This window comes from Cytophaga hutchinsonii ATCC 33406, assembly GCF_000014145.1.
In the GTDB taxonomy this organism is placed as follows: Bacteria; Bacteroidota; Bacteroidia; order Cytophagales; family Cytophagaceae; genus Cytophaga; species Cytophaga hutchinsonii.
Genome location: NC_008255.1, coordinates 1,497,779 through 1,524,283, shown reverse-complemented (window position 1 = coordinate 1,524,283; position 26,505 = coordinate 1,497,779). Strand labels below are relative to the sequence as shown.

Here is a 26,505-nt window from a genome sequence, read left to right as displayed (position 1 = left end):
CCCTGCCTGTATTTTCTTAATGTTCTGATAATTTGCCAATTTTGCATATTATAAAATAACTACAATCGTGCACACGTTTTACGGTACAGGAACAGCTCTTATTACTCCGTTTAAAAAAGACCATTCGGTAGATTACGACGCGTTCAAAAACTTAATTGAATTTAACATCTCTTCGGGTGTTGATTATATAGTTGTAAATGGTACTACAGCTGAATCTGCAACTACTTCAAAAGAAGAAAAAGCAAAGCTGCTTGAAGTTGCTCTGGACGTAAATAATGGTCGTGTGCCTGTAATGTATGGCATTGGCGGCAATGACACGGCTGAAGTGATTCAACGCATCGGTTCGGCTGATTTTAAAGGCGTAGATGCATTACTTTCTGTTTGCCCGTACTACAACAAACCTTCTCAGGAAGGCGTTTTTCAGCATTACAAAGCCATTGCCGAAAAATGTCCGGTTCCGGTGTTAGCATACAACGTTCCGGGAAGAACCGGTATTAATATATCTGCTAAAACGTCTATCCGTTTAAGTGAGGTTAAAAACATATTTGGCATTAAAGAAGCAAGCGGCGATTTAGTTCAGGCACTTGAAATCATTAAAAATACGCCAAATGAGTTTTTGGTTATTTCAGGCGACGATCTGTTAGCCGTACCAACCATTTCTCTAGGTGCTGTAGGAGCTATTTCGGTTCTTTCCAATACGTACCCTGCTAAATTTTCAGAAATGATTAAAGCAGCCATACAGTCCCGTTTTCAGCAGGCAACGCAAATCCTTGCCCGATTCACGGAGATGAACCCGTTGATGTACGAAGAAGGCAATCCGGTGGGCGTTAAAAGCTTATTGGAACTTATGGGTATCTGTTCGAGCGAAGTACGTTTACCCTTGGTAAAAGCATCCGGTGAATTAATTCATAAAATTGAACAGGCGCACGTAAAAATTACACGCGAATACGCAAATCATTAATAGCATATAGAAAGGCTAAACATAAAAAAAGTCTTCCAGCGAATTGCTGGAAGACTTTTTTTATGTTTTTCAAAACAGTCAGACTAGATTATTCTGCAGAATTTTTAGCATCCTGAACTTCTTTTCTGATGTCTTGTGCAATATTTTTCAAATCTTGCATTCCTTTTCTTACTCTAGTACCAGCAGCACTATTTTGTTTGTCATAAAACTTAACAAAGTCTGCTTCTAAAGAAGCAATAAGGTCTTTAAGTTGTTCAAATCTGTTCATTGTATCCAAAAATTTTGAGTTTTAACTAATCGTTTAATAATTGAAAATACGAAATATATTGCGAATGCGCAATACATTGGCAATATATTTCGATTTTTCTTTTAGATAGAAATGTTTGTTAAACTTTTGCTATAAACGCCTTGTTTCAATTTTTCAGCGATTTCAGCAAAAGCATTGATCGTTCTTGTTACGTCTGCCAGGGTATGCTCAGCTGTCGGGATTAAACGAAGCATCATAACTCCCTTAGGAACAACCGGATATATTACTATCGAACAGAATATACCGTAATTCTCTCTTAAATCAATGATCATTTGAGCTGCTTCTGATTCCGTTCCGCTCAAATATACAGGTGTTACCGGTGATTGTGTATTACCAATATTAAACCCTTTTTCTTTTAAGCCTGATTGTAAGGCACGAACCACATTCCAAAGATTATCTCTTAACTGAGGTTGTGTACGAAGCAATTCCAGACGTTTCATATTTCCGACAACCAATGCCATCGGCAATGTTTTTGCGAAAATCTGAGAACGTGTATTATATCTTAAATACTCAATAATGTTTTCTTTTGAAGCTACAAATGCACCTACACTCGCCATAGATTTAGCAAACGTAGAGAAGTAAATATCCACTTCATCCTGTACCCCCTGCTCTTCCGCTGCACCTGCACCCGTTTTACCCATAGTACCAAAACCATGTGCATCATCTATCAGTAAACGGAACGAATAGTGTTTTTTCAATTCAACAATTTCCTTCAATTTACCCATATCACCTGCCATACCGAATACGCCTTCAGTAATTACTAGAATTGAACCTTTAGCAGGGTCAATCATTTTATTGGCACGCTCTAACTGTGTTTTTAAGTTATCGATATCGTTGTGCGGGAAAACCAAACGCTTTCCGATGTGCATACGCATACCGTCTATGATACATGCATGTGATTCAGAATCGTAAATAACGATATCATGACGATCCAGTAACGCATCAATGATAGACATGATACCTTGGTATCCGAAATTCAATACCATTGCATCTTCTTTACCCATGAAGTTTGCAAGCTGTGATTCGAACTCTTCAATCAAATTAGAGTTACCTGACATCATACGCGCACCCATTGGGTAAGCTAAACCATATTGAGAAGTTCCGTCTGTATCAGCTTTACGCACTTCCGGATGATTTGCTAACCCTATATAGTTATTCAAACTCCAGTTTAATACATCTTTCCCTCTAAATTTCATATGAGGAGCGATATCGCCTTCCAATTTAGGAAATGCAAAATAACCGTGAGCGATATTTGAGTGCTTCCCTAAGGGCCCTCTGTCGTGCTGTAATTTCTCAAACAGATCCAAAGTAGTACAATTTTATAGTTAAACTAACTTAATTATATAAGGTGGTTTTACACCTGTTAAACTTCCAAATCTAATAAATTTTACCCGTATTTTAAAGGAATGTAGATAAAATCTACGGCAACGTAACACGGATTTAAATCACAAATTATTTTTTCAGCAAAGGGATTTTTTTAAAGAATACGTATAACAAAATTGAGAATTCATCCACAAACAAGGTTTTTCTAAAAAAAAATCAATACATTGTTTTAAAATTCGAAGAATAAAAGCTTTTTACTCTAAAGAGGATATTTATTAATATGAAACATTCATTACTATTTTCAGCTTTATTAACACTTGTTTTTTCTGTTTCTGCCCAAACATCCAATAAAGGAAAAATATTTAATATGCAGGGCCCGGGAGCAGCATCATGGGATTTATTAGAACATAAAGCTTTGTTTATCACATCAAAAGCTGATCATAAAGATTTAGTAAACATTACCGATTCAATTGATTTGCCTGTTTTCAAAAAAACATTCAAATCCTATAATTCTTCTCATTTTTTAAAAGTCGACAAAACATTACCCAAATTATCTTACGAATCACTAGAATCTGCTTTTAATGCAGGAAAATATACATCCAGCATTGATGAGGTTAAGGTAGGTGATGTCTACATCGCTAAAATCAGAGAATCCAAGAGTTTTGCATGGATTAAAATCACACACATTGAAGATGATGGAAAATCAAAAGCAACTGGCGGCAATAACAATGACTACATTGAATTTGAATATACTGTATTTTCAAATATTGATACGCACGGTACTTTCAATGAAGGTTTAGAGTTATTCAAAAAAGGAAATTTTATTGGCGCATATGATAAATTTAAAGCTGCTGCTGTAGCCGATCCAAACGGATATGAAGCGTATTATTATATGGGTTTATGCAAAATGGAACTTGGTGATTATCCTGCAGCAATCACAAATTTTGACAAAGCAATTGATATAAAACCGAAGTACACAGCAGCATTCTCAAAGAGAGGTATGTCTAAAAGCAAAGAAGGTTTTAGAGATGAGGCAATTGCAGATTTTACAACGGCAATCAAATACGATTCTTCTTATGCTGAAGCATATCAAAACCGTGCACACGAATTATTTTTATTAAGCCGTTACGAAGAATCAATCACCGATTATTCAAAAGTGATTGCATTGCAGCCGGATAATTTCCAGGCATATTTTGGCAGAGGACAATCCAAAGCTGAATTTGGCAAGCACGTAGAAGCTATTGCAGATTACAACAAGGCAATTGTTCTGTATCCGAACTTTACATACGCTTACTTTTACAGAGGCTTTTCAAAAAGCTATTTAGATAATTTCAGTGATGCAATAAAAGATTTTAATAAAGCCATACAGCTTGATCCAAACGATCATCCTGCCTATTTCAACAGAGCATACTGCAAACGTGAAGAAGGCGACTACGAAGGTGCTATAAAAGATTACAATAAATGTATTTCATTAAAACCTCAATATGAAGAAGCGTATTTTCAAAAAGCAAATACCTTATACATGATGGGTGATAAAACAGCTGCCATTAAAGAATACGATGAAATTGTTAAAAAATTCCCGAATGAATCTGCAGCCTACGCAAATCGTGGTTTCTTTAATATGAACATCAAAAAAGATAAAGAAGCAATGGATGATTTCAATAAAGCGATCACACTCAATGAAAACAATCCTGAAGCGTACAGATACAGAGCGGTATTAAAAAGTGAAATCAAAGATAAAGAAGGTGCCTGCGCAGACTTAGCAAAAGCTGTTGCACTTGGCGATCAGGAATCTATTGTTTTACAAAAAGATATTTGTAAGAAATAGTGTTCATCAACCACCTACACAACACGGACATAATTTTAGCTTCCGGCTCTCCGAGAAGAAAACAATTATTAGAGGATGCGGGAATTAATTTCCGCATCCATACTAAAAACGTTGAAGAAAACTACCCCGTCTATTTACAACGTTCTGAAATCCCTCTATACCTGTCTAAAATCAAAGCACACGCTGTAAAAGCAGACTTCCCTGACAGTCTCATTATTGCAGCGGATACGATTGTTGTACAACGCAGAGATGTGTTCAATAAACCAGGTTCTGCGGAAGAAGCAAAAGACATGCTGCGCAAACTTTCCAACAACATGCATGAAGTAATAACAGGTGTAACCATCTGTTATGGCGAAAAAGAACGTTCATTCTACGACATTACTGAAGTGTTTTTTAAGCCGCTTTCAGAAACTTATATCAATTACTACATTGAAAACCACAAACCGTTTGATAAAGCGGGTGCATACGGTATTCAGGAATGGCTGGGAATGGTTGGAATAAAAAAAATACAGGGAGATTTTTATAACGTAATGGGATTACCTGTTTCAAAATTAATAGACGAACTCGAAAAAATGTTCAATCCTGAACTGGAACTGAACCAAATAAATTCTAACAGACCGGAAGAACCTAATAAATATTTATACTTCGGCATCTGATATTGGTTCCGCGTAACAATGTATTGCCGCGGCGGAACCAACATATTTTAGCACATAGAATCTTCAAGAATTCTCAATTCTACTGAAGGTGAAATTTTTTCATATAGAATATTATATACAGCCTTTGTAATCGGCATCTGTACATGCAGCTTTTTATTCAGTTCATACACACATTTAACGGCATAATACCCTTCTGCAATCATATTCATTTCTACCTGTGCGGCTTTAACCGAGTATCCTCTGCCAACCATGTTTCCTAAGGTACGGTTGCGACTATATGGTGAATAACAGGTAACCAGTAAATCTCCCAGGTAAGCAGAAGCATTCCAGTTCCGCTCCTTTTTACTTAATGCATCTACAAACAATTCGATCTCTAACATGGCATTAGATACTAAAACTGCCTGAAAATTGTCTCCGTAGTTTAATCCTCTTGCAATACCGCAGGCAATGGCCACAACATTTTTCATTACGGCACAATATTCTACGCCATACAGATCTTCAACAACGGTTGCTTTAACAAAACCGCACTGAAGCAGATCGGCTACTACGGATGCGGCAGTAAAATCTTCACCGGCAATGGATAAATAAGAACGTTTCTCTAAGGCTACTTCTTCGGCGTGGCAAGGCCCCGCGATGATACAGATCTTCTGAGAAGGTACCGCGTGTGTTTTCTGTAACAGGTCTGTAACCAGTATATTTTCAGAAGGTATCATACCTTTGATAGCAGACACCACAATTTTATCTTTTAAGTCTGCTGCCGGAATTGTTTCCAGTACCTCACCTATAAAAGCTGCGGGCACAACAAAAATTACAACCGAGGCACCTTCTAATGCTTTTCTGACATTTGTAGTCGGAGTAACTTTTTTTGTATCAATCGGGACATTGCTTAAATAATTGGGGTTCTTGCCATGCTGTAAAATATAATCAACATCTTTTTTATTCTTTAACCACCAATTGATGCGAACATTCTGTTCTGAAAGTATTTTAACAAGTGCGGTTGCCCAACTTCCTCCACCTATTACTGCAATTTTTGTTGCGTCTACCTTTTTCTGCATCAGTATTCGTATTATGTTTGTTTAAAGATTATGTAAATATACATCATTAAACGTAAACCTATTAATGACTGCAATACCAAATTCAATTCAAAAACAATATTTAGGTGTATTTTTAGGCGTTTGCAGTGCAGCATGTTTTTCAACCAAAGCCATCATGGTAAAGATTGCCTATATGTATGGGGCTGATACTGTGTTTATTTTATTTCTTCGACTGTTTTTCTCCTTGCCCTTATACATTATTCTTGCTGTTATTTATTCAAAAAATGCAGACATGAAAATTACGCGTATACAATGGATCTGGATTGTACTGCTTGGTTTCATCGGCTATTATATTTCCAGCCTGTTTGATTTCATGGGCCTCTCCTACATCAGCGCATCGCTTGAACGCCTGATCCTGTTTATTTATCCAACCTTAATCGTAGTATTAAACACGTTGCTGTTTGGAAGCAAGCTGCAACGCAAAGATTACCTGGCATTGGTGCTTACCTATATCGGCATCTTTTTTATTTATTTAGGGAATACCGAATCAACAACAGAAAATCTGATCAAAGGCAGCATATTGGTTTTTGCCTGCGCGTTAACGTATGCCTTTTATATTGTAGGCAGCGGACGGTTAATACCGGTAATCGGTGCACAACGGTATACTGCGTATGCCATGCTCGTTTCTACGCTGTCTGTTATGATCCACCAGGGGTTAGTAAACGGTATCCCCGACTTAACACATACATCTTCTGAAATTTTATGGGTCGGTTTTGCCATGGCAATTATTGCTACCGTTATCCCATCGTTAACTCTGGCGCAATCCATCAAATTAATCGGCACCGAAAAATCGTCCATCATAGCTACGTTAGGTCCCGTTTTTACAATTGCACTGGCCAATATTATTCTCAAAGAACCATTTACCCTCCGTCAGGGAATCGGAACCGCTTTTATCATAACCGGTGTGTGGATCGTAGGTAAAAAAGACTCCTGAACCGCTTAGTTTTAACTCTAATCTTTCCCATTCTGTATTAACACTGATTGATCGTTTCTGTAAAATAAATCAGTAAAAATTTGCTGTTTGTTAAATTTTGCATTTACTTTGAAATACAAAGTTCTTTATATTATTACAATTAACCATTCCCAATTTATTGAATTTAAATACTTATAAACTTTGTAATTCAAAGTTCTTTACTATTAAAATATATGAATATACCTGCAGTACATACACAACAGAAAGCAAATTCTTCGGATACAACGGCACTGATACGAATGCTTATAAGTAGTTTATTATTACTCAGTACACTTTACTTCATTCCTGTTCTTGTGTGTTACGGCTTTAATGCCGGCTTTGAACTATGGATCTGTGCTGCAGCCTTAAACCTCATGGCTCAGCCACTTTTACTGAGCACTTGCATCTATATATTTTTAACGATAAAACTGCCGAAGGCTTACTTATATGCACTGTTCATACTTCTTAACATAACATTGTTTCTTTTGCCAATCGCTATCATCTGCTTAATATTTAATACACCATGGAATTTTAACTTCGGCTGAGAAGCCTTTAACACTACTACTCATGTTACTCACAAAACAAAAAATCATACTCCGTAAAATACGTATCGTACTTTGTGGATTTATTGTACTACTGGTCTTAAGTGGTGTAACCGCTTTCCCGATCGAAACAGAACTAAGCCTGCTTATGAGGTTTAGGTTTATTCTTCCCTCCCCTTGTCAGCACTGGCTCACAACTATATATGAAGCAGTAGCAGATACAAATAAAAACTATCCGTATTTAAGTTATGGCACCGACTGGCTTGCTTTTGCACACCTGGTAATTGCAGTTGCGTTTATTGGACCGGTAAAAGATCCGGTAAAAAATATCTGGGTGATTCAATTCGGAATGATTGCCTGCGCCATGGTATTCCCGCTGACATTTATTGCCGGCTCGTTCAGAGGTATTCCCTTTTTCTGGCAACTGATCGATTGTTCGTTTGGCTTCTTTGGTTTTATACCGCTCTTCTATTGTTATAAAAGAATCCGGTTAATAGAAAAACATAATTCATAATTCATTCCGCCGCGGCGGATCATAATTCATAATTCAAATGAATCACCTTACAAAAACTCTCTTCTGGCTTACCGCATTCAGCATTGCCATGGGTTTTATGGAAACAGCAGTAGTTGTTTACCTTCGTGAACTGTATTACCCCGCGGGTTTTAAATTTCCCTTAGCTCCTATTACACCTACCGTAGCGATTACGGAATTCCTGCGGGAAGCAGCAACTGTTATTATGCTCGCAGGCATCGGAATTCTGTCCGGAAAAAACAGGATGCAGCGTTTTGCATTTTTCATTTACGCCTTCGCTATCTGGGATATCTTCTATTACGTTTTCCTGAAACTATTATTAGACTGGCCTGCATCTTTATTTACATGGGATATCCTGTTTTTAATTCCTATTCCCTGGGTAGGTCCGGTACTGGCACCATGCATCGTTTCTCTAACCATGATTTTACTCACGGCCGCCATCTTCTATGCTCAGGAAAAAAACGATTCGGTAACATTCAGGCCTGAAGAATGTATACTCCAAATCACCGGCTGTATCATTATCATAGGATCATTTTTATGGGATTATATACAGGCACATAACGGATCGGATATCTGGATACTTTCAAGCAAAGAAGCATTATTAACGGATATGACAAACTATATTCCTCAGGCATACAACTGGTGGGTCTTCTGGACAGGTGAAGCGGTGATTCTTTATGGAATTACATTGTTTCTCATCCGGACTAAAAGCAAAAAAACAAATACATGCCGTTAAACAATCTTAACGAACAGTCTTTCACTTGCATAAAATTGCGTGTATCTTTATAGCATTAATTGTATACCTATGATTATATATTCAAACGGACAATTTATACCGGATTCAGAAGCGCTCTTTACTATAGACAATAGAGCCTTCCAATACGGAGATGGTGTCTTTGAAACAATGCTTTATAAAAATAACAGCATTCGATATTTTTCAGATCACTTCTCCAGGCTGCAAAAATCGATGGCCTGCATGGAACTTACCAATGAGATCTGCTCCAACGAAACGGAATTGGAAAACATCATTCATGAACTCATTAAGAAGAACGGATACGGAGCTGACGTTCGCATCAAATTAATGGTGCATAGAAACTGGGGTGGTTTGTATGCGCCTGAATCTACGAATGGTATTCTAACGGTTTTGGTAAAAGAACACATCGCCTCCAATCAGATAAGCAAAGAATATGTAGTCTTTTCGGACGATGTGCGTAATCACTACTATAAAGGCTCTATGTATAAATTGCTGAGTTCGGGCAGGTATGTACTGGCAGGACTTGAAATGAAGCGCCGTAAAGCAAACGACATTATCATTACAGATATTGACGGCAATGTAAGCGAATGCCTTCAGGCAAATCTGTTCTGGATCAAAAACAATACAATCTATACGCCGGGAATTGAAACAGGCTGCATTGACGGCGTTATGCGCAAGCAAATTCAGCAGTATTGTGCTGTAACTAATATTGAATTCAAAACCGGATTTTACAACATCACCGAATTAGAGAAGTCTGATATCGTATTCGCAGGAAATGTTGCGGGTCTTACTCCTTTTGCACAAATAGAAAAAGTAAAATTCAGAACAGAACACGAATTGTTTGATAAGCTTAAAAAGCACTTGACATAAGAATTGCCTGTTCCCGGGTACAAATTTACAAATACAGAAAACTCTTTTTTTTAAACGGGCATTAACTGGAAGCTGGTACAGATTTGTCGTGCATTCAGCAATTGCCTGGTCATTCGAGTTCAAAAACTACAGAGGTCTATACGTGTGTAAATACGAAACATATCAATCAGATTAAGAGTCCGTTGAACGACTTGTCGATCTAAAAATCTCTCAGTATCTTATCCCAACATATGAAATATACATGCAAGTAGGTGCGTGTATTTACTAGTTGGTTGCAATACTTTGACAACCACACACCAAAAAGACAATATTAATGTAAGAATGGAGACAATAGAAATAAGACAAAACAAAAAGACCTTAATCCCTATGCTTGCTGTGCTGACAGCAGCATTAATGGCATGATTTATTATATTTATTTTTCTGGCACGTATGACAATAATAACACAATGAAGATTGTTTATGTTTTCTTGACTGCTTCATTGCTGTATTCTATTTATATTCCGACAAAGAAATTCGTTAAAAATGAACCCGTTTTAACGTTTAGAAAATCAGAAATCGAAATAAACGAAAAAGGAAAGCCTGTTTCATTTCTTTGGCTTCAAATTATTGACTGGAAAATTGAAAAGGAAGAAGATAGCAGTACTTATTATTTGACAATAGAGACTGCAGACACTAAAAAGAGAATAAATATTTCGTGGCTTGACAAAGGACCGAGTGAAATAGAAGAATTATTACGGACCTATAAAACGAGATGACAAAATAGTATTGCAACCAACAGCAGATTGGCAATCGTTATGGTGTGTTTAAAATTGAGATCAATTGAAACATTTAACATATTTATTGATATTTCCCCTTTTTATTCATTTGTCTTCTTTTGGACAAACGAATAAAAAACACTTCCCTAATCAAAAACCAATTCAAGCAGACAAGATTGATTTTATTGATATGTGCAGTTCTAAAATTCAGTCAGATACAATTCTCTCTAATAGGAAAAGGCTTACCAAAGACCAAGGGGAATATTTTGCGCAAAAATGGACAAATGGAAAACTTAAAGGCCCGTATAAATTTATTCCTGTTTATTTTATAACCATTTATTTTAAAGACGGAAGTAAAAGGGAATTTCGAACCAATAGTACTAATCTGATTAAAGAAGAAACAGATTGGGCTTATGAAATCGGAGATATAAAATTTGTTGATACTTTATGGGGAAATGCGAATATTCATCCAATAAATTCAATTAAAACTATTTTTGATAATTATATTGAATACAACGAATCTACAGATTCAAAAGGCAATAAATACTTAATGACATCAAGTCTGGAGAACTTAACAATTATTACCGAACCTTCAGACTATGAGTTATTACTAAATATTTGGATGTATTACTCACCAACAGATTCTCCAACTTTATATCTAATCCCGGAGTTGTTAAAAAAGAATAAACCTGAAAGTATTGAAGCTGTAAAAAAGCGAATTCAAAATAAAAAAGAATGGGAAAATGAAAATACAGCTCCTTACAAAGACCTATATAAATTATTGCAACAGCTGCAAGAATAATAAACGACACCATAATAATAGCTAGTAATTAGTGTAAGTTTGTTTGTTAGGACACTTCATTGCGTCACAACCGCATGAATAATTTGTAAATTAAGGCATGCTTTCAGTTATAGTGCGGAAACTATAAGCATTAACATTTGTACCAATTAGCAGTAACACGGTTAGCGGTAATTCTAAAATGACACCCTACAAACTTTGACAAAATAGCTATGACAGAAAATACAAATTTCAAAAGCGGGTATTCCGAAGTGAATGGACTAAAGATGTATTACGAAATTCACGGAGAAGGTAAACCACTTGTTTTAATTCACGGCGGTGGCTCAACTATTAAAACATCATTTGGCAATATACTTCCATTACTTTTAAAAAGCAGACAAATTATTGTAATGGAATTGCAAGCTCACGGACACACTGGTGACAGGGAAACAGACTTGACATTTGAACAAGACGCAGATGACGTCGCTAAACTTTTGGAAAATTTACAAATAACAAAAGCAGACTTTTTAGGCTTTAGCAATGGCGGACATACAACAATTGAAATTGCATTACGACACAAAAAGATTGTTGACAAAATCTTACTAGCTTCAGCATTTTACAAAAGAGATGCTGTTGTTCCAGAGTTTTGGGATGGGTTTGACTCTGCTACACTTGAAATGATGCCGAAGGTTTTGCAAGAAGGTTATTTAAAAGCCAACGATGACGAAAAGGGACTTTTAAATATGTTCAAAAAAGACGTTCAAAAGATGAAAGATTTCAAGGGTTGGACAGACGAACAAATGAAATCCATTACAGCTAAAACATTAATAATTAATGGCAATAACGATGTTGGCAGTATAGAACACGCAGTTGAGATGTATCGGATACTTCCAAATTGCGAATTGGCAATCTTGCCAGGCGGACACGGAACTTATTTAGGTGCAATTGAGTCATTGCCGAACGGCGAGTGGACAATGAAATATGTTGCCGAACTAATTGAAGAGTTTTTTGACAAGCATTAATTAAAACAACTACAGCTAACATTGCATTGGGGTTCTAGGGGCTGCCGAACATAGGCTGAACATTTGTAATTCTATCTAACATTGATGCAAGCATTGGCAGCACAAGACTTGATTTTCAACATCTGTTATTGACTGTGGTAGAGATAATCTATATTGAATTATATACAAAAGGCGACACGCTTGAAAATATGTTCGATTGCTCTTGAATAAAAATCAATGATAAGAATTTTAAAGTTCAACAAATACAGACAACCAAAATTCATTATGGTAGAAGAACGGATGATGAAATCTTAAAGAAACTTAAAGTGATTATTGATACATCATACATAAAATTGAAACAATAAAAGATACCTATAACACAACATATACAATTTATATCGGTTCGTTTGTAAGGAAATAGTTGTGCTCTTTTCATACTCCGCCAAATCCCTCCGTAATTCTTATGGCAAACATGAATTTCCGCAGCAATTTTTCTACTCTGTTTCTTTAAAGTTCTTATCTTTAAATACCGCTACAATAGTATGTTAATCCTTAGCGGTCAGGCTCAAATGACAATAACATAGAGGGATGATTTCAACAGAATATAGACCTAAATCACTTTTGGAAGAATTTGTAGTTTGCTTTTATTTCAACAAAAGTGACAATTTTGAATATGCTGACTATGCTAACCCGACAACAAATCAAGAAATGTTCTTTAATCTTGGAGACGATTTTGAATTAAAAAACTCAATCGGACAGGTAACTAGCCAACGGAGTTGGATTAGCGGTCTTCAATCAAAATCACTACCCATAAAATGTAGTGGCAGACATATTACTGCTGGAGTAATTTTTAAGCCTTGGGGACTTTATGCAGCATTTGGCATAAATGCGAAGGAATTAGCTAATAAAACAATATATAGCAAGTGGTTATGCGATTTAAGCAATGAATTAGACAATAGTGAATTTTCGGAATCACAGTTTTTCGACTTGATGGAATTTAACCTATTAAAGTCAATCAAAAGAAGTAAAATGACCAAAGTAATGCAAAAAATTGTCAATGAAATTGAGCAAGAAAACGTATTTACTCTATCAGAAAAATTGAACCGTTCAAAAAAAACTATCATAGAATCATTCAATAAAATGATTGGATTAAGTCCTCATAAGTTCTATACTCTAAAATGTATTTGTGAAACAATCACATTACTACAAAATAACCCGACAATTAAACTTACTGAATTAGCATATAACCAAGGCTTCTATGACCAAGCCCACTTTATCAGGGTTTTTAAAGAACATACTGGATTAACACCCAAAGAATTTCGTAATAGTATTATGAAAAGGTAAATTTTATACAATTTTCGGTTTATTCAAGTAACGAACTTTGCCGAAAAACTAAATATTTATGAGAAAAGTAATCCTTTACATCGCAACAAGTTTAGACGGCTATATTGCTAAGCCAAATGACGACCTTGGTTTTCTTTCAATTGTAGAACAAGAAGGACAAGACTATGGCTATGCGGACTTCGTAAAAACTGTAGATGCTGTTATTGTTGGGCGCAAAACTTACGACAAAGTAATTTCTATGGGCTTTGACTTTCCACACGCAGACAAAGATGCTTATATCATTACTCGGACACCAAGACCAAGTATTGGGTCAATAAAGTTTTATACAGACGATCTTAAATCACTTGTTAACAAACTCAAATCAGAAAACGGAAAAAATATATTTTGTGACGGTGGAGCAGAAATCGTAAGCGAACTTTTAAAAGATGACCTTATTGACGAATTTATTATTTCCGTTATTCCAATATTAGTTGGCAACGGGACAAAACTATTCAAAGACGGAAGACCAGAACAAATATTAGAACTTATTTCAACAAAACAGTTTGAAAAAGGGCTTACTCAACTTCATTACAAACGTGCGGACAAATAGGCAAAATATTAACGCAGAACAAAAAGCCCGAACCGCTAAAAAGGGTTTTGCAATAGTGGGACGAAACTGCAAAGTTTAACGTTAGTTCTTCAATTGAATATAAAACTGTAAAAAAGTAAAGTGGCAAGTTTCAAATTGGAATAGTAAAGCAATAGAGTTTTATAAAAAGCACGGAGCAATAATTGATGAGGTTGAAATAAATTGTGATTTACATTTAGATAAAATCTAAACACAATAAAATAACGAACCGCTAACAATAGCTACACGCAATGCCAGGTTCGTTGTATGGATAGTGTAGTACTGTAAATTAACCCGCCAAAACTTTGTTTCGGCTCATCCGATAACTAATTTATGAGCCGAAACAAAGTTTCGGCTACTCCTGTAAGGCTTGGTCATCTCTTAGCAACCCGGCTCTGCATGTAGCAGAACCTTATCTACAATTACTCAAAATGAAACAAATACAGTGGGATATTGAAATCAAACTATTCTTACCGAACAATACATTGGTAGTATATCCAGATGAGAACAAGGATGAGTTTATTGAAAACCCAAATTTTAAAGTCATTAGAGAATGTTTGAATATTGATATTGATATAACTGATTGGTACAACAAATGTATTCAAATAGCACTTGGAAAAATGGAATTGCAAAAAATCGAAATCTATTATTCCTCAGATGAAGAAAGTTATATTCTGCTAGATAATTATCGAGACCCGTATGATGAACTGGATTTAATTGGAATTGGGGTGAAAACTACTTCTGAATTAGGAGAGCAGGTTAGAAAATTAACAAGAATATTAAATGATGAATCACCATACAATATAAACTATTGTGAAGGCTGTAATTCAGTATTTAAATTGTATCCCATTGACGAGAAAACTAAAGGTAGATACAAAGAACCGCAAAAAAGCGAATATCTGGACGGAAAAGAAATTAAAATTATAAAAAGTAGATAACAATGTATATAAAAAATAGGCGAAACATTAATAAAATCAGGGCTGGGTGCTTGTATTAAATTTTGAACTTAACCGAAATTTTGTGCTTCGAAATCGCCTACTTTTCATATACTAAACGGTAGGCGTAATCTCTATTCATTACTAAATTTTAACTATTAAATAAATTACTTTTTATAAATATCATTCACTAAAATTAATATAGTATGACTCCACTAATTAAGAATGCATTATTAACCGTTTTTTTCATTTTCGGATTACTGATAAGTTTACAGGCACAGGATAAATATCAGTTTGCTGTAATATCATATAGAACTTACGGACACGAGATTGGAATATCTATAAATGGAAAAGAATTTCAAAAAATTGTAGTTCCAAAAGAAGATATAAAACACCCTTCTTTAGATGTTAATGTAGTTATTGAACTAGTAAATAAAATGACAAATGAAGGATGGGAAGTATTTAGTACAGGAAATCCTACCGTTGGGGATTGGATTTGCTACGTCTTCTATTTAAGAAAGAAAATTGAGTAAGCATTTGCGGAATATTCTTTAGTTTAATTACTATCAAGCCGAAAACGCCTAACAATAGCTAGTAATTAGTGCAAGTCCGTTTGCTAGAAAACTTCAGTGCATCTAACCCGCATGAATAATTTGTATATTAAAGCATCCTTTTGTTTCTGCCGGCGGAAAGATATAAGCACTAACGCCTGCATCAACAAATAATACTAAACGTATGGATAATGCTAACCTAAAGCAGAAAACTAAAGAAAATACTATGAATAAATTAATTGAATTTTTAGCGAATAGCCAATCGTATTTTATTAATTTGGCGAGAATATCGATTCTTGTAGTTATGGTTTGGATTGGCGGACTAAAAGCCTATCAGTATGAAGCAGATGGGATTGTCCCATTTGTTGCCAATAGTCCATTAATGTCTTTTCTTTATAATAAAAAAACTCCTGAATACAATGATTATAAAAATCCAGAAGGAAAAACAGTTCAAAAAAATATAGATTGGCATAAAGAAAATGGAACATATATTTTTGCATATGGATTAGGAACTGTTATAATAATTATAGGCTTATTAACTTTTATTGGAATCTGGCATAATAAAATTGGATTATTAGGCGGAGTACTAACCTTTGGTATGTCATTAGTTACATTAACTTTTTTGATTACAACACCAGAAGTATATGTTCCAAATCTTGGCGGAGATTTTCCAACACCACAATATGGATTTCCATATTTATCAGGCGCAGGCAGATTGGTAATAAAAGACGTAATAATGATGGCTACCGGACTAATTTGTGCATCAGATTGTGCACGGAAACTTTTAGCACAAAAGAAATAAGCGCTACCAATAAATGCAACCACAAACGTTGTGCGCAATTCTAATCATTAACATAGATTTATAATTAAGCAGATGAAATTATTGGATTACATCTTTTACAAAGTCAGCAAATATTATCAAGGAGATGCCAATCCTGATTTTTACCCCATTTATATCTTAACTCTTATTTCTTTATCTTCAATAAGTATTATTTTAAATACAACTGAGCTTTTAATTGGTGAAAAGTTAGTCGATTTGAAAAATAATGATGTGTTGGCAATATCAATAGGTATTTTTATATGTGGATTTTTCAGTGTATTATTTTATTTAGTATATATTAAATTCGGTAGAAATTATAGAATATCTTTTAATGAATCTAGAGTTGGCAGAATATTAGGTTCGATAGGTGTAATTACATTGATTGTTGTTTTGTTTCTTTCAGCATTATTATTGTATTCAATTAGATTCAGATCTTTTGCTTAAGAAATGTACATAACAATACATACAATTTATAGCATTCGTTTTTCAGGAAAAGTTGAGCTCTTCCCTACTCCAGCAAATTGCAGCGGAATTCAGATGGCAAAACAGAATATGAATTTCCGCAGGAATTGTCTACCCTCTTCCTTTAAACTTCTTATCTTAAATGCCGCTACAAATTCCATGTTAAACGTTACCGGCAAGTATAACAAGACACCACCACAATGAAAAAACTCCTTGATCACATAAAGAGAATAGAACACGGCTTTAAACATATTTTTGAAGCCGGCAACACTATTTTAGCTGACGAAAAACAAAAACATTTGGACCTTGCAACAAGTTTTTTAGATGACGATAGTTATCAAGTCAGAATGTTAGCAACATATATCTTAGGACATCTTTCAACAAATAACCAAAAAGCGCTTAAACTTCTTAAAACAAAAGTTGCAGACGATAAGGATTGGAGAGTTCAGGAAATGTTAGCCAAAGCGTTTGACTATTATTGTATGACAATTGGATATGAAAAGAGCCTGCCAACTATTAACAAGTGGTTAGAAGATAAAAATCCAAATGTAAAAAGAGCGGTTGTTGAAGGACTTCGCATATGGACAAGCCGACCTTATTTTCGGGATAATCCGACAGTTGCAATACATTTAATTAGCGCGCATAAGTCCGATGACAGTGAATATCTGCGTAAATCAGTGGGCAATGCACTTCGGGATATTGGTAAAAAGTATAAAGACGACATAATAAATGAAATCTCACAATGGGATTTGACAAATAAAAAAACAGCGTTTACTTATAAACTGGCGAAAGGGAAATAAATACTCTAATAGAACTGGAAATTCTTGTCAGAATAGTGCGAGGTTGAATTATATCACATGATTTTAGATGTAGAAGGTCTATCCTATCACAAAGATCTGTAAGATGCTTTTAAGAGCTCTGCAATGTGCGTAACAACAGCTTATATTTGAATATGTATTGCTGTCTTCTTTGATAATCTCAACTGCGCTGCTTTTCAGTCTGCACAAAATGATTATATTTAACATGAGTGCGGATTTAGTGTATGAACGAACGTTTTGAACCCGCATAGCTAAAACAAATGCAGACACAAACCTTAGGTGTACTTTTAAAACAACACCAGACAATAACAACAGACCAATGGTAACAATCGACAACTATTTAGACAGCCATTATATACATAGAAGCAACTGGTTAAGAGCTACTGTTCTTGGGGCTAATGACGGGATAATATCTATTTCCAGTCTTGCAATTGGAGTTGCGGCTGCAAGTTCTGCTAGAGAGCCTATTATTTTAGCAACTGTAGCGGGCCTGGTAGCAGGAGCATTATCAATGGCTGCAGGAGAATATGTTTCAGTAAGTTCACAAACGGATACTGAAAAAGCAGACATTGAAAGAGAGCGAAAGGAATTGCATGAAATGCCCGAAGACGAACTTAATATGTTGGCTCAAATCTATGAAAGAAGAGGGCTAAAAAAGGAAACAGCAAGACAAGTTGCAATAGAACTGACCGAAAAAGATGCGTTGGGAACTCATATCCGTGATGAATTGGGTATAAATGAAATCAGCCAGGCAAAACCAATTCAGGCAGCATTTGCTTCAGGTATATCATTTACAGTAGGTGGTATATTGCCTCTGTTGGTAATATTGGTTGCACCAGTGAAAGGAATGGAATACTGGCTTTATGGCTTTTCAATTGTTTTTCTTGTTATTTTGGGGATCACCTCAGCCAAAACAGGGGGAGCAAGTATTAGTAAAGCAATATTGAGAATTACAATCTGGGGAACTATCGCAATGGGACTATCCGCATTAGCAGGCTATCTTTTTGGAGTGAATGTTTAAGTAGTGTAACACACTCCGCCTAACCCGGCTTTGTGAATGAAATGAGAAGAATGTTTTTTTTTCAGAAAACAGTAGTTCTTTATCCAAGCGTTGTGCATCCAATTAAGTTAGCACTGATACCAGCCTCATACCGCAGCAAACATTATCACTACACCGCTACTGCAGCCTTAATATGCGGATGCGGATCGTATCCTTCCAAGGTGAAATCTTCAAACTTAAAATCAAAGATTGACTTCACATCCGGATTAATCTTCATCGCAGGCAATGGTCTGAAGTCACGGCTCAATTGCAGCTTTGCCTGTTCAAGGTGATTGGAATATAAATGCGCATCTCCTAATGTATGTACAAAATCGCCCGCCTGTAAACCGCATACCTGTGCAACCATCATCGTTAACAAAGCATAGGAAGCAATATTAAACGGTACACCTAAGAATACATCTGCACTGCGCTGATAGAGCTGGCACGACAATTTTCCGTCGGCTACATAAAACTGAAAGAACGCGTGGCATGGCGGCAGCTTCATTTTTTCAATCTCCCCTACGTTCCATGCGCTAACAATCAGCCTTCTTGAATCCGGATTATTTTTTATCATATTCACCACGTTAGTGATCTGATCAATATGCTTCCCGTCTGGCGTAGGCCACGAACGCCACTGATAACCGTAAACCGGCCCTAAGTTGCCGTTCTCATCCGCCCATTCATCCCAGATAGAAACATTGTTATCCTTTAGATATTTGATATTTGTATCGCCCTGTAAAAACCACAGCAACTCATGCGTAATGGAACGCATGTGCAGCTTCTTTGTCGTTAATAAAGGAAAACCTTCCTGCAGATTAAAGCGCATCTGGTATCCAAATACACTGACGGTGCCGGTACCGGTGCGGTCTTCTTTTTTTACACCCTGATCCAGGATGTGCTGCATAAGGTCGTGATATTGTTTCATTGGAAAGAAGTATTTCAGCCAGGATTTATATGAGCAGATCTATTTGAATCGCCTGCTCTGTTCTATAAAATTACAAAAGGCCTGCGGGTTTCCCCACAGGCCTTTATAAGAAGTTATTAACAATAAATTACTTCGCTGGTGCTGTAGTAGTTTTGTCCTGAGAACCACAGCTTGAACCTGATTGGCAGCAAGATTTTTTCTTTTTACCTTTTCCGCCGTCATTTACTGCTGCAGAAAGCGTACCAGCAGCTAATGCTACGAATACAATACCGAAAACGATTTTTTTCATATGTGTTTAAATTTAATGATTACTAGGTTTACTTGTACTTATTAACGCCTAAACTACCGATTTAGTTTATAGAAATGCATTTATTTAGACGAATTAACACAATTGGTCGACTAAGTACAGGAAATTGAAGTCGAAATAACGATAAAAAAGCGTAATTTTGAATTCTTAACACATTATTTCGTATGGCTGATTATCATTTTGGAGAAGTAGAAAACAAGTGGCAAAGTAAGTGGAACGCAGAAAAAACGTTCAAAGCGCTGGAAAATTCTTCTAAACCTAAATATTTTGTTTTAGACATGTTCCCTTACCCATCCGGCAGCGGATTACATGTCGGCCACCCGCTTGGCTACATTGCTTCGGATATCATGGCGCGTTATAAGCGCATTAAAGGATATAACGTACTTCACCCGATGGGCTTTGACTCGTTTGGTTTGCCGGCAGAACAATATGCCGTTCAGACAGGTCAGCACCCGGCTATTACAACAGAACAGAATATTGCCCGATACATTGAGCAATTAAATAAAATCGGTTTCTCGTTTGACTGGGACAGAGAAATCCGTACCAGCGATCCGGCATACTACAAATGGACACAGTGGATTTTTATCCAGCTATTCAATCATTGGTATAATAAAGCATCTGATAAAGCAGAACCGATCACAAACCTGGTCAAACAGTTTGAAACTGCCGGAAATGCAGGAATCAATGCAGCTTGTGATGAAGATGCTGTTACATTTACAGCCGCAGACTGGAAAAGCTATTCTGAAAAACAACAAAGCGATACCTTATTAAAATACCGCTTAACCTATTTATCTGAAACAATGGTAAACTGGTGCCCGGGCCTGGGTACGGTACTTGCGAACGAAGAAGTAAAAGATGGTTTATCTGAACGTGGCGGTTTTCCCGTTGAGCGTAAAAAGATGAAGCAATGGAGCATGCGTATTACTGCCTATGCAGACCGTTTGCTGAAAGGACTTGATACGATTGACTGGCCGGAAGCGATGAAAGAAATGCAGCGCTACTGGATCGGCAAATCGTTGGGTGCAATGCTTACGTTTAAAGTGGTTGATAAAGACATGGAGTTAACCGTCTTTACAACACGTATCGATACAACCTTTGGTGTTACGTATGTATCCATTGCTCCGGAACATGAATGGATCGGCGCATTAACTTCCCCCGAGCAAAAAGCAGCAGTGGAAGAATATGTAACGAAAGCGAAGAACCGTTCGGAGCGCGACCGCATGAGCGATGTTAAAACAGTTTCAGGCTGTTTCACGGGTTCGTATGTAACCAATCCATTCAACAATGAAAAAATTCCGGTGTGGATCGCGGATTATGTATTAGCGGGTTATGGTACAGGAGTTGTAATGGCTGTGCCTTCTTCCGATGAACGTGATTATAAATTTGCAAGCTTCTATAAACTCCCGATTATCTCGGTGCAGGAAGGTGCGCATACGGATATTACCAAAGAAGACTTTGACCCGAAAGCCGGAACCATGATCAACTCCGGGTTCTTAAATGGTTTAACGGTGAAGCAGGCAATTCCTGAAGCAATTAAATTCATTGAAGAAAAGAAGATCGGTTTTGCGAAAATCAATTTCAAAATGCGTGATTCAATCTTTGGCCGTCAGCGTTACTGGGGCGAACCTATTCCGGTTTCCTATAAAAATGATATTCCGTATGTACTGAATGAATCCGAGCTTCCATTAGCCTTACCTGCTATTGACGAGTATAAGCCTACAGAAACAGGCGAACCGCCGCTGGCACGTAACAAAGCATTTGCCGATAAAGGCTATGAATTAAGTACCATGCCGGGCTGGGCCGGTTCCAGCTGGTACTTCATGCGTTACATGGACCCGCAGAATAAAACAGCAGTGGCTGCTGCAGATAAGATAAACTACTGGGGGCAGGTTGATCTGTATATGGGCGGTGCAGAACATGCAACCGGTCACTTATTGTATTCCCGTTTCTGGAACAAATTCCTGTTTGATATGGGTATCACGCCAAACGACGAACCGTTTGCAAAGCTTATCAACCAGGGAATGATTCAGGGTGTTTCAAAATTTGCGTATAGAATCAATGGTACAAACAAATTTGTTTCTGCCGGTTTGAAAAAAGAATACGACACCACACCTATTCACGTTGATGTAAGCATTGTACATAATGATGTATTAGATACGGAAGCATTTAAGAAGTGGCGTCCTGATTTTGCTTCTGCAGAATTTATCTTAGAGAACAATACGTATGTATGCGGTTCTGAAGTTGAAAAAATGTCGAAGTCTAAATTCAACGTGGTTAACCCGGATGATATTGTAAACAAATACGGTGCGGATACACTGCGTATGTATGAAATGTTTCTGGGTCCGCTGGAGCAATCAAAACCCTGGAATACAAATGGCATTGAAGGTGTATACAAATTCTTAAACCGTTTCTGGCGGTTGTTCCACGATACGGCAGGTAACTTTGCCGTAAGTGATGCTCAGCCAACTGCTGAAGAATTAAAAGTATTACATAAAACACTGAAACGTGTTGAGGAAGATATTGAACGTTTCTCTTTCAATACACCGGTGAGTACGTTTATGATCTGTGTAAATGAATTGGGTTCTCTTAAATGTAACAAGCGAACTATTCTTGAACCATTGACGATTGCATTATCACCGTTGGCGCCGCATATCGCAGAAGAGTTATGGTCGCTACTGGGTCATACAACATCTGTTTCAACAGCAACCTACCCTGCCTGGGATGAAAAATTCCTGGTAGAAAGCAACCACGAATATCCCATTTCGATTAACGGTAAAATGCGGGCAAAATTAAATCTGCCGGTTGATATGCCGGCTGCTGAAGTGGAGCAGCAAGTGTTAGCGAATGAAGTTGTTCAAAAATGGCTGGAGGGTAAAGCGCCTAAAAAAATCATTGTTATTCCAAATAAAATCGTGAATGTTGTCATGTAATAAAATAAAAAGGGAGCTCAAGGCTCCCTTTTTATTTGTACGTGCTGTTACAGTTTTATGATTCTGCGGGTATCAAACATACCGTCTTCACTGGTGATGCGAAGCAGGTATGCGCCTTTGTTTAATTCACCGATCGGCACATCAACGCTTGCAGATGTAAAGGCAAGAGTCTTTACAAGCACACCTGTCTCAGAATATATGTCGATTGATTTAATGCTCTTCGGAGACTCTATGTGAATAGACGCACTTGCAGGATTTGGATATAACGCTTCTAAGATCAATGTAGGTTTAACCACCGGAGTTGTTATGGTTGCTGTAAAAGCACCTAACATGCTGGTATGTACACCGCACTGATATGTATAATCTCCGGCTTCTGTAACGGTGTAGGTAAAGGTTTCATTTTTCCCGAACGTACCGGAAGTAAATGGTGCAGCTCCGGCTGGAACAGCTGTAGAGACAATGGAATGCAATGTATTATCCATGTTCGTCCAGGTAATAACATCCCCAACCTGAACAGTTGTTTGTGCTGGACTAAAAGCAAATCCGCTGATCGTAACAGCAACGGCTGCTGCCTGACAAAATAAGGCTGACAGCATAAAAACGAAAATAAGGTACATTTTTTTCATAGATAAAAGATTTTTACATGAAATGGTTAAAAACTAGTAACAATTGGTTTAATTTAATCAAAATATACAAACCCACAATTATTGCTAACCTTATAAAATTACCCGATATGAAAAAGATTGTTTATACATTGCTATCCGTTGCATTCATTAGTGTTTCTGCTCAAGTAAACAGTTCGCCTTCTATAGTTACCGGAATTCAATTGAAAATTGCCTCTCCGCAAATGACAACTACAGATATTTTCAATTACCTGAATACAAACTTAGGTTTGTCTGCAACACAGAAACCAACGGTAAAAACAGCGGTAGATCAGGCAGGTGCGGAAGTTACAAAACTGAATGCAGACGCTACGAAATCTGCAACAGAAGTAGCTGCAGCAAAAACGAATATTGTAAATGCATTAATCAAAAAACTTAGCAGCGGTATACTTACAGGTGCGCAGTCAACAAAACTATCAGGTCTTACAAGTACCCTTACCAGCATGTTTTCTCAATTGAAATAATTAGATACAACTGTATAGTAAATAAAAAAGGAGGTTAATACCTCCTTTTTTATTTACTATTATTTAATCAACTGAATTAAAATGATAAGAAGTCAGCGGATTCTTTTTTCAGGGTTTCGTGAGACTTGTTTGTTTTAATACCGTCAACGATTTTTTTAACTAATACACCAGCAACAGCCATACGGATTCCTAGTTTAATAGCAAGTTCAGTACAAAAATCAATTTTTTGATCTTCGTTATCATCTTCTGTTAAAACCATTTGAACACATTCATATACGCGGTCAAAACGTAAAGAATCATTTTCGGGAGCTTTGAATTTGATTGGCTCTTCACTGCGTATAATTTCTTTTACACGGTCGTTACTTAAACCATTTTTCTCACCCAATTCGAAAATTAATTTTTTTTCGGCTACTGAAAAATTACCATCCAGGTTTGCTATGGCTACCAGGTTAGCAATCTGACTTTTAATTCCTTTTGTTTTTTTACTTACAAAGATTTCCATAAATAAAACTTTTCTTATTTCTTGTTTATACCACAAAGTAAAACAAAAAGATTTACATATCTATCAATAATCTAATATTTTTTAATTCAAATTAAGTTATTCTATTAATATTCAAACAAATAATTAAACAACAAATCGAAATAATACAATTAAATCTTATTTTTTATACAGGCATGACTGAATATAAATAAATTAGTATTTTTACAATAATATCTAACTACATCAAACAGTGGCAGACAAAAAAATACTTTTTTCAGAAGAAATAAACGCTAAATATAATACTAACGGAGATTATATAGTTCTGGGCAGTGCACTATATGAAGGCGAATGTTTACCGGATGCACATATCAAATTGCCTTTAAAAACACTGAACAGGCATGGAATGATTGCCGGTGCTACCGGTACAGGTAAAACAAAAACACTACAGACAATTGCTGAATCTCTTTCATTAAAGGGTATTCCAACCTTAATGATGGATATTAAAGGTGATTTGAGCGGTATTGCTGCAAGCGGAACAACAAATGCTAAAATAGAAGAAAGACAATCTAAAATAGGTCTCCCATTCGAACCTCAGGGATTTCCGATCGAGATTTTCAGTTTATCAAAAGAGAAAGGGGTTCGTTTACGTGCAACTGTTTCTGAATTCGGACCGGTATTATTTTCAAAAATATTAGGACTGAATGATACACAAAGCGGTATTGTTTCCCTCATCTTTAAATTCTGCGACGATGAACGTTTACCGCTTCTGGACCTGGCAGATTTCAAACGTTTGATTCAGTATATTACCAATGAAGGTAAAGCCCGGATTGAAAAAGAATATGGAAAAATATCTTCTACTTCTACTTCAACCATCTTGCGAAAAGTAATTGAGTTAGAGCAACAAGGAGCAGATTTATTTTTTGGGGAATACTCTTTTGAAGTAGATGATCTGTTACGCAAAGATGCTTCAGGAAAGGGTTATATATCGATTATGAAAGTGACCGATATTCAGGACAGGCCTAAATTGTTCTCAACATTTATGCTAAGTTTATTGTCGGAGATATACAGCACATTTCCGGAAGTTGGTGATCAGGAAAAGCCTAAATTAGTACTGTTTATTGACGAAGCACATTTAATCTTTAATGAAGCTTCCGACGCATTACTCAATCAGATAGAGACGATTATCAAGTTAATACGATCTAAAGGTGTAGGTATATTTTTCTGTACACAAAACCCAATGGATATTCCTGCATCCATCTTAGGTCAGCTTGGTTTAAAGGTTCAGCATGCATTACGTGCCTTCACCGCTGCAGATCGCAAGCAGATTAAATTAACAGCTGCCAATTATCCGTTATCAGATTATTACGACACTGAAAGTCTGCTTACTTCTATGGGTATCGGAGAAGCAGCAATTACAGTACTTACCGAAAAAGGAACGCCTTCTCCCCTTGCACACACCCTGCTTTGTGCACCAAGATCACGCATGGACATTTTGAATGATAATGAAATAGATGCGATCATTCAACGTTCTGCTTTAAGTAAAAAATACAACGAAGCGGTTGATCGTAAAAGCGCTTACGAAATACTGAATGAAAAATATTCTGTAAAAGAAGAAGAAACGGAAGAGCCGGAAGAAAAAAAATCCAGTTCCCGTAAAAGTTCCCGACCTGAAAAAAGCACGTTCGAAGAAGCGATTAACAGCCCGATTGCAAAACAGGTTGGAAGAACATTGGTACACGAAATTGTCCGCGGGATCTTTGGCGTATTAGGTGTAAATACTTCTCAACGCAGAAAGAGAAGATAGTAG

The 26,505-nt window shown here is 36.5% G+C and carries 28 protein-coding genes; 21 read left to right on the top strand and 7 right to left on the bottom strand.

Annotated elements, in window-relative coordinates; translation table 11 throughout:
• Nucleotides 1–67: 67 nt before the first annotated feature.
• Nucleotides 68–961, top strand: coding sequence for a 4-hydroxy-tetrahydrodipicolinate synthase (gene dapA / locus CHU_RS06385; RefSeq protein WP_011584699.1), 894 nt, complete (start codon nucleotides 68–70; stop codon nucleotides 959–961).
• 88 nt (nucleotides 962–1,049) lie between these two features.
• On the opposite strand, the gene CHU_RS06380 is transcribed toward dapA, so the two are convergent.
• The gene (locus tag CHU_RS06380; protein WP_011584698.1) at nucleotides 1,050–1,229 is read right to left on the bottom strand and encodes a histone H1; all 180 of its coding nucleotides are present in this window, start codon (nucleotides 1,227–1,229) and stop codon (nucleotides 1,050–1,052) included.
• Nucleotides 1,230–1,330: 101 nt separating this feature from the next.
• On the bottom strand, nucleotides 1,331–2,575 hold the full coding sequence (locus CHU_RS06375; RefSeq protein WP_011584697.1) for an aminotransferase class I/II-fold pyridoxal phosphate-dependent enzyme: 1,245 nt from the start codon (nucleotides 2,573–2,575) through the stop codon (nucleotides 1,331–1,333).
• Nucleotides 2,576–2,871: 296 nt separating this feature from the next.
• On the opposite strand from CHU_RS06375, the gene CHU_RS06370 reads away from it, so the two are divergent.
• Both CHU_RS06370 and CHU_RS06365 read left to right on the top strand, forming a co-directional pair.
• Nucleotides 2,872–4,419 carry a tetratricopeptide repeat protein gene (locus tag CHU_RS06370; protein ID WP_011584696.1) on the top strand — a complete coding sequence of 516 codons (1,548 nt, stop codon included), beginning with the start codon at nucleotides 2,872–2,874 and terminating at the stop codon, nucleotides 4,417–4,419.
• Complete coding sequence (locus CHU_RS06365) at nucleotides 4,419–5,075, top strand: Maf-like protein (RefSeq protein WP_011584695.1); 657 nt, start codon at nucleotides 4,419–4,421, stop codon at nucleotides 5,073–5,075. Before CHU_RS06370 ends, CHU_RS06365 begins: the two co-directional genes overlap by 1 nt.
• Nucleotides 5,076–5,122: 47 nt before the next feature.
• Here the strand turns inward: CHU_RS06365 and CHU_RS06360 are convergent, their stop codons facing one another.
• Nucleotides 5,123–6,130: an NAD(P)H-dependent glycerol-3-phosphate dehydrogenase gene (locus CHU_RS06360; RefSeq protein WP_011584694.1), complete on the bottom strand. Its 1,008-nt coding sequence runs from the start codon at nucleotides 6,128–6,130 to the stop codon at nucleotides 5,123–5,125.
• Nucleotides 6,131–6,194: 64 nt separating this feature from the next.
• Between CHU_RS06360 and CHU_RS06355 the strand changes: the two genes are divergently transcribed.
• The 15 genes from CHU_RS06355 (at nucleotide 6,195) to CHU_RS06280 (ending at nucleotide 18,911) form a co-directional block, all read left to right on the top strand.
• Complete coding sequence (locus tag CHU_RS06355; protein WP_011584693.1) at nucleotides 6,195–7,103, top strand: DMT family transporter; 909 nt, start codon at nucleotides 6,195–6,197, stop codon at nucleotides 7,101–7,103.
• Nucleotides 7,104–7,688: 585 nt separating this feature from the next.
• Nucleotides 7,689–8,177, top strand: coding sequence for a hypothetical protein (locus CHU_RS06345; RefSeq protein WP_011584691.1), 489 nt, complete (start codon nucleotides 7,689–7,691; stop codon nucleotides 8,175–8,177).
• 37 nt (nucleotides 8,178–8,214) lie between these two features.
• Complete coding sequence (locus tag CHU_RS06340) at nucleotides 8,215–8,931, top strand: hypothetical protein (RefSeq protein ID WP_011584690.1); 717 nt, start codon at nucleotides 8,215–8,217, stop codon at nucleotides 8,929–8,931.
• 69 nt (nucleotides 8,932–9,000) lie between these two features.
• Nucleotides 9,001–9,819, top strand: a complete 819-nt coding sequence (locus CHU_RS06335) for an aminotransferase class IV (RefSeq protein ID WP_011584689.1) — start codon at nucleotides 9,001–9,003, stop codon at nucleotides 9,817–9,819.
• Nucleotides 9,820–10,265: 446 nt separating this feature from the next.
• Entirely contained in the window at nucleotides 10,266–10,574 is a 309-nt protein-coding gene (locus CHU_RS06330) for a hypothetical protein (protein ID WP_143144149.1), read from the top strand.
• A gap of 109 nt (nucleotides 10,575–10,683) precedes the next feature.
• A complete protein-coding gene (locus tag CHU_RS06325; RefSeq protein ID WP_041932237.1) occupies nucleotides 10,684–11,376 on the top strand; it encodes a hypothetical protein in 693 nt (230 codons plus the stop codon).
• A gap of 209 nt (nucleotides 11,377–11,585) precedes the next feature.
• Nucleotides 11,586–12,374: an alpha/beta fold hydrolase gene (locus CHU_RS06320; RefSeq protein ID WP_011584686.1), complete on the top strand. Its 789-nt coding sequence runs from the start codon at nucleotides 11,586–11,588 to the stop codon at nucleotides 12,372–12,374.
• A 567-nt stretch (nucleotides 12,375–12,941) separates the two neighbouring features.
• Nucleotides 12,942–13,697: a helix-turn-helix domain-containing protein gene (locus tag CHU_RS06315; RefSeq protein ID WP_011584685.1), complete on the top strand. Its 756-nt coding sequence runs from the start codon at nucleotides 12,942–12,944 to the stop codon at nucleotides 13,695–13,697.
• A 58-nt stretch (nucleotides 13,698–13,755) separates the two neighbouring features.
• Nucleotides 13,756–14,286, top strand: coding sequence for a dihydrofolate reductase family protein (locus CHU_RS06310; protein WP_011584684.1), 531 nt, complete (start codon nucleotides 13,756–13,758; stop codon nucleotides 14,284–14,286).
• 449 nt (nucleotides 14,287–14,735) lie between these two features.
• Nucleotides 14,736–15,242, top strand: coding sequence for a hypothetical protein (locus tag CHU_RS06305; RefSeq protein ID WP_011584683.1), 507 nt, complete (start codon nucleotides 14,736–14,738; stop codon nucleotides 15,240–15,242).
• A 203-nt stretch (nucleotides 15,243–15,445) separates the two neighbouring features.
• Complete coding sequence (locus CHU_RS06300) at nucleotides 15,446–15,772, top strand: hypothetical protein (protein ID WP_011584682.1); 327 nt, start codon at nucleotides 15,446–15,448, stop codon at nucleotides 15,770–15,772.
• 202 nt (nucleotides 15,773–15,974) lie between these two features.
• A complete protein-coding gene (locus CHU_RS06295) occupies nucleotides 15,975–16,592 on the top strand; it encodes a DUF417 family protein (RefSeq protein ID WP_238379360.1) in 618 nt (205 codons plus the stop codon).
• A 72-nt stretch (nucleotides 16,593–16,664) separates the two neighbouring features.
• Nucleotides 16,665–17,054 carry a hypothetical protein gene (locus CHU_RS06290; RefSeq protein WP_011584680.1) on the top strand — a complete coding sequence of 130 codons (390 nt, stop codon included), beginning with the start codon at nucleotides 16,665–16,667 and terminating at the stop codon, nucleotides 17,052–17,054.
• A 218-nt stretch (nucleotides 17,055–17,272) separates the two neighbouring features.
• Nucleotides 17,273–17,872: a HEAT repeat domain-containing protein gene (locus CHU_RS06285; RefSeq protein WP_011584678.1), complete on the top strand. Its 600-nt coding sequence runs from the start codon at nucleotides 17,273–17,275 to the stop codon at nucleotides 17,870–17,872.
• Nucleotides 17,873–18,209: 337 nt separating this feature from the next.
• Nucleotides 18,210–18,911, top strand: a complete 702-nt coding sequence (locus CHU_RS06280; protein WP_011584677.1) for a VIT1/CCC1 transporter family protein — start codon at nucleotides 18,210–18,212, stop codon at nucleotides 18,909–18,911.
• Between the two features lie 148 nt (nucleotides 18,912–19,059).
• On the opposite strand, the gene CHU_RS06275 is transcribed toward CHU_RS06280, so the two are convergent.
• Both CHU_RS06275 and CHU_RS19535 read right to left on the bottom strand, forming a co-directional pair.
• The gene (locus tag CHU_RS06275) at nucleotides 19,060–19,854 is read right to left on the bottom strand and encodes a thymidylate synthase (protein WP_011584676.1); all 795 of its coding nucleotides are present in this window, start codon (nucleotides 19,852–19,854) and stop codon (nucleotides 19,060–19,062) included.
• Nucleotides 19,855–19,981: 127 nt separating this feature from the next.
• Nucleotides 19,982–20,143, bottom strand: coding sequence for a hypothetical protein (locus tag CHU_RS19535; RefSeq protein ID WP_011584675.1), 162 nt, complete (start codon nucleotides 20,141–20,143; stop codon nucleotides 19,982–19,984).
• Between the two features lie 182 nt (nucleotides 20,144–20,325).
• Here CHU_RS19535 and leuS point away from each other — a divergent pair, with 182 nt between their 5' ends.
• Nucleotides 20,326–23,091, top strand: a complete 2,766-nt coding sequence (gene leuS / locus CHU_RS06270; protein ID WP_011584674.1) for a leucine--tRNA ligase — start codon at nucleotides 20,326–20,328, stop codon at nucleotides 23,089–23,091.
• Nucleotides 23,092–23,138: 47 nt separating this feature from the next.
• On the opposite strand, the gene CHU_RS18835 is transcribed toward leuS, so the two are convergent.
• Nucleotides 23,139–23,717: a T9SS type A sorting domain-containing protein gene (locus CHU_RS18835; RefSeq protein WP_011584673.1), complete on the bottom strand. Its 579-nt coding sequence runs from the start codon at nucleotides 23,715–23,717 to the stop codon at nucleotides 23,139–23,141.
• 107 nt (nucleotides 23,718–23,824) lie between these two features.
• Here CHU_RS18835 and CHU_RS06260 point away from each other — a divergent pair, with 107 nt between their 5' ends.
• Entirely contained in the window at nucleotides 23,825–24,217 is a 393-nt protein-coding gene (locus tag CHU_RS06260; RefSeq protein ID WP_143144148.1) for a hypothetical protein, read from the top strand.
• A gap of 76 nt (nucleotides 24,218–24,293) precedes the next feature.
• On the opposite strand, the gene CHU_RS06255 is transcribed toward CHU_RS06260, so the two are convergent.
• Nucleotides 24,294–24,755, bottom strand: coding sequence for a hypothetical protein (locus CHU_RS06255; RefSeq protein ID WP_238379359.1), 462 nt, complete (start codon nucleotides 24,753–24,755; stop codon nucleotides 24,294–24,296).
• A gap of 193 nt (nucleotides 24,756–24,948) precedes the next feature.
• On the opposite strand from CHU_RS06255, the gene CHU_RS06250 reads away from it, so the two are divergent.
• Nucleotides 24,949–26,502, top strand: coding sequence for a helicase HerA-like domain-containing protein (locus CHU_RS06250; RefSeq protein ID WP_011584670.1), 1,554 nt, complete (start codon nucleotides 24,949–24,951; stop codon nucleotides 26,500–26,502).
• Nucleotides 26,503–26,505 lie beyond the last annotated feature (3 nt).

What these genes read in the sequence shown, in the direction of transcription:
- CHU_RS06380 (WP_011584698.1), bottom strand. Translation starts at nt 1,229, where the DNA reads ATGAACAGATTTGAACAACTTAAAGACCTTATTGCTTCTTTAGAAGCA.
- CHU_RS06335 (WP_011584689.1), top strand. Translation starts at nt 9,001, where the DNA reads ATGATTATATATTCAAACGGACAATTTATACCGGATTCAGAAGCGCTC.
- CHU_RS06355 (WP_011584693.1), top strand. Translation starts at nt 6,195, where the DNA reads ATGACTGCAATACCAAATTCAATTCAAAAACAATATTTAGGTGTATTT.
- CHU_RS06275 (WP_011584676.1), bottom strand. Translation starts at nt 19,854, where the DNA reads ATGAAACAATATCACGACCTTATGCAGCACATCCTGGATCAGGGTGTA.
- leuS (WP_011584674.1), top strand. Translation starts at nt 20,326, where the DNA reads ATGGCTGATTATCATTTTGGAGAAGTAGAAAACAAGTGGCAAAGTAAG.
- CHU_RS06315 (WP_011584685.1), top strand. Translation starts at nt 12,942, where the DNA reads ATGATTTCAACAGAATATAGACCTAAATCACTTTTGGAAGAATTTGTA.
- CHU_RS06330 (WP_143144149.1), top strand. Translation starts at nt 10,266, where the DNA reads ATGAAGATTGTTTATGTTTTCTTGACTGCTTCATTGCTGTATTCTATT.
- CHU_RS06345 (WP_011584691.1), top strand. Translation starts at nt 7,689, where the DNA reads ATGTTACTCACAAAACAAAAAATCATACTCCGTAAAATACGTATCGTA.
- CHU_RS18835 (WP_011584673.1), bottom strand. Translation starts at nt 23,717, where the DNA reads ATGAAAAAAATGTACCTTATTTTCGTTTTTATGCTGTCAGCCTTATTT.
- CHU_RS06280 (WP_011584677.1), top strand. Translation starts at nt 18,210, where the DNA reads ATGGTAACAATCGACAACTATTTAGACAGCCATTATATACATAGAAGC.
- CHU_RS06305 (WP_011584683.1), top strand. Translation starts at nt 14,736, where the DNA reads ATGAAACAAATACAGTGGGATATTGAAATCAAACTATTCTTACCGAAC.
- CHU_RS06300 (WP_011584682.1), top strand. Translation starts at nt 15,446, where the DNA reads ATGACTCCACTAATTAAGAATGCATTATTAACCGTTTTTTTCATTTTC.
- CHU_RS06340 (WP_011584690.1), top strand. Translation starts at nt 8,215, where the DNA reads ATGAATCACCTTACAAAAACTCTCTTCTGGCTTACCGCATTCAGCATT.
- CHU_RS06310 (WP_011584684.1), top strand. Translation starts at nt 13,756, where the DNA reads ATGAGAAAAGTAATCCTTTACATCGCAACAAGTTTAGACGGCTATATT.
- CHU_RS06260 (WP_143144148.1), top strand. Translation starts at nt 23,825, where the DNA reads ATGAAAAAGATTGTTTATACATTGCTATCCGTTGCATTCATTAGTGTT.
- CHU_RS06285 (WP_011584678.1), top strand. Translation starts at nt 17,273, where the DNA reads ATGAAAAAACTCCTTGATCACATAAAGAGAATAGAACACGGCTTTAAA.
- CHU_RS06290 (WP_011584680.1), top strand. Translation starts at nt 16,665, where the DNA reads ATGAAATTATTGGATTACATCTTTTACAAAGTCAGCAAATATTATCAA.
- CHU_RS06360 (WP_011584694.1), bottom strand. Translation starts at nt 6,130, where the DNA reads ATGCAGAAAAAGGTAGACGCAACAAAAATTGCAGTAATAGGTGGAGGA.
- CHU_RS19535 (WP_011584675.1), bottom strand. Translation starts at nt 20,143, where the DNA reads ATGAAAAAAATCGTTTTCGGTATTGTATTCGTAGCATTAGCTGCTGGT.
- CHU_RS06295 (WP_238379360.1), top strand. Translation starts at nt 15,975, where the DNA reads ATGGATAATGCTAACCTAAAGCAGAAAACTAAAGAAAATACTATGAAT.
- CHU_RS06320 (WP_011584686.1), top strand. Translation starts at nt 11,586, where the DNA reads ATGACAGAAAATACAAATTTCAAAAGCGGGTATTCCGAAGTGAATGGA.
- CHU_RS06370 (WP_011584696.1), top strand. Translation starts at nt 2,872, where the DNA reads ATGAAACATTCATTACTATTTTCAGCTTTATTAACACTTGTTTTTTCT.